The sequence below is a fragment of the Cytobacillus firmus NBRC 15306 genome, from assembly GCF_001591465.1.
Lineage (GTDB): Bacteria > Bacillota > Bacilli > Bacillales > Cytobacillaceae > Cytobacillus > Cytobacillus firmus.
Map to the genome: position 1 here is coordinate 1 of NZ_BCUY01000183.1, position 2,250 is coordinate 2,250.

The window sequence follows — 2,250 nt, forward strand, 5'->3', positions numbered from 1 at the left end:
TGAAGGGCATAAGTAACTATTTGACTTCCAACTCGTCCAGTTGCACCTAAAATTAATATATTCATAAGAATGAGCTCCTTTTGCAAATACTAATATTTTACTATATAAGTTACTTTATTGTCTTTTTTAAACTAACGAGGCCTAAAGTCAGGTTTGCTTCGGCAGCTTTTTCTTATTCGACTAACGGGCAGGTTTGTTAAATAAGAAATTGTTATAACATTGTATATATATTGAATGGAGGATTATAGTAAATTAATTAATGGCAGGTTATAAAACAATCAGGTTTTATAATAAAGGAGTGGGGCACAATTTTTAGAAAGTTACTCTTTAAAGGATATGAAGAGTTTGCTTCTGAAATGGGTTTTATTGATTGGAAATCAGCTTATGAAAATACATATTTTGTCTTTCGTTTCCTGAAGATGCTCAATGGAGTGCCACTGAGCTGCCAGAAGAACTTGGGCAGTTTGGAATGACATAGGTGAACCTCCATATTCAATTCACCTTTTCTCAACTTGGCAAGAGGCAATTACCTTTTTACGAAATATTTTTGAAAAAGAGAAATACTTAGAGGATTATTGGGACCCAGAAGGGTTTGATCCAGGAGAAGATGAATTTTTAAAACCACCAGTTAAACACAAAAAAGACGATTAGTAGTTTATTTCTTGTTGAATGCCCTTCTTTAACAAACGGGGCAGGTTAGTGCAAAAATTTTTTTGTAAAATTAAGTGAAATATGGAGGAGCAAATGGATAATCACAAATTTAATGAGTTTATTAAAATTGCAAAGAAACTAAATGATATCGAAATTATCCCTTTGTTAATGGGTTCGGTTGGTTTAGAAGTCGTTACAGGAAAAAATTGGGATGCGCAAGACTTAGATATTCATGTACCTGGTGATGAAAGAGGGTGGAAAGTACCGCCTGAATTAAATATATACAACTGGAATGAAATAGTGAACATTATGAAATCAATGGAATATAGCTTGATTGATTTGCATGAGCATGAGTTCTCTACAGAGGGATTAGCAGTTGAGTTTGGCATTATTGACACACTACCAAGTTTTGCCGGAGTACAAATAGAGGATTTAGAAATGCATGAAATGGAAGAGGTAAAGTATTACTTACTAAATCTTGAACAGTATTTAAGTGTTTACGAGTCATCATCCAAGGATAGCTATCGAGCAGATAAAAATAATAATAAAGATATTAGGAAGATAGATTTCTTAAAAAGTATGTTAAATGGTAACCAAAAAACTTACTAAATCTAATTGAGTTAACTAATGTTTTGTTAAATATAATTGGAAGCCCTTTTCTTATTTAACAAACGGGGAAGTTTAATTTAAGAAGGTACAGGGGGGATTTACTATATCTTGTAATTGGTACACTTGTTCATCCGATATAAAAGAGTTTGTTTTCCATCTCCTAACGAAGACTAAGGAAATTGTTCAAGACAATTTTATTGGTTTTTATATACACGGTTCCCTTGCGATGGGAGGCTTCAATCCTAACAATAGTGATATAGATATTTTGGTTATCACTGAAGAACCATTAAAAATTGAACTTAAAAGGCGATTGGCAAAACTCTTTCTAGCTTATTCTAACCACCCTTTTCCTGTTGAAGTAAGCTGTTTAAGTCGAGAACAATTAATGCCATTTGAACACCCTTGTCCTTTTGACTTTCATTACAGTGAATTTTGGAGAGAAAGATATGAACAGGATCTCTCATTAGAGACATATGAGTTTTTAAATGGGGAAATTAAGAAAGATCCTGATTTAGCCGCACATATAACTATTACTTTCCATCGGGGAATTTGCCTCGAAGGAAAACCTATTATCGAAGTATTTCCTTTAATTCCCCAATCCTTTTACACTTCTTCGATAATGGGAGATTTCTATGATTGTACAGAAAATATTTTTGAGAAGCCTGTTTATTGCATCTTGAATTTAATAAGGGTGTATTGGTATCTGAAGGAGGGAGTTATTTCTTCGAAGGAAGAGGCGGGAAATTGGGGATTATCCTCCCTGCCAAAAGAGATGCATCATACACTCCAGAAAGTGATGTATAACTACTCCTTTAAGCAAGACAACTATACGTTTGAGGTAAATGAATTGTTGTTTATCAGAAATTATTTTGCAGATAATGTAAAAGAGTTATTAAGCTAACGGGGCAGCATTACTGTAAATAAACCAAGTTTGTGAACAAATGTACTTAAACTATAGGGGGCTTTAGTTGAATTAGCAAATCCTTAAAT

General features: G+C 33.3%; 2 protein-coding genes and 1 pseudogene. All 3 read left to right on the forward strand.

Translation table 11 applies throughout. From position 1 onward, the window contains the following. Nucleotides 1-744: 744 nt before the first annotated feature. The 3 genes and pseudogenes from BFI01S_RS21630 to BFI01S_RS24235 all read left to right on the forward strand — a co-directional run bounded on the left by BFI01S_RS21630 (nt 745) and on the right by BFI01S_RS24235 (nt 2,161). Nucleotides 745-1,260: a hypothetical protein gene (locus BFI01S_RS21630; RefSeq protein ID WP_061794410.1), complete on the forward strand. Its 516-nt coding sequence runs from the start codon at nt 745-747 to the stop codon at nt 1,258-1,260. A 136-nt stretch (nt 1,261-1,396) separates the two neighbouring features. Further along, nucleotides 1,397-1,555: pseudogene (locus BFI01S_RS24485) on the forward strand (nucleotidyltransferase domain-containing protein); the annotation flags it as partial. A 90-nt stretch (nt 1,556-1,645) separates the two neighbouring features. Beyond that, complete coding sequence (locus BFI01S_RS24235) at nt 1,646-2,161, forward strand: aminoglycoside adenylyltransferase domain-containing protein (protein ID WP_235831263.1); 516 nt, start codon at nt 1,646-1,648, stop codon at nt 2,159-2,161. The last annotated feature ends 89 nt before the right edge of the window (nt 2,162-2,250 follow it).

Coding starts and splice junctions, on each gene's coding strand:
- BFI01S_RS24235 (WP_235831263.1), top strand. CDS start 1,646: ATGCCATTTGAACACCCTTGTCCTTTTGACTTTCATTACAGTGAATTT.
- BFI01S_RS21630 (WP_061794410.1), top strand. CDS start 745: ATGGATAATCACAAATTTAATGAGTTTATTAAAATTGCAAAGAAACTA.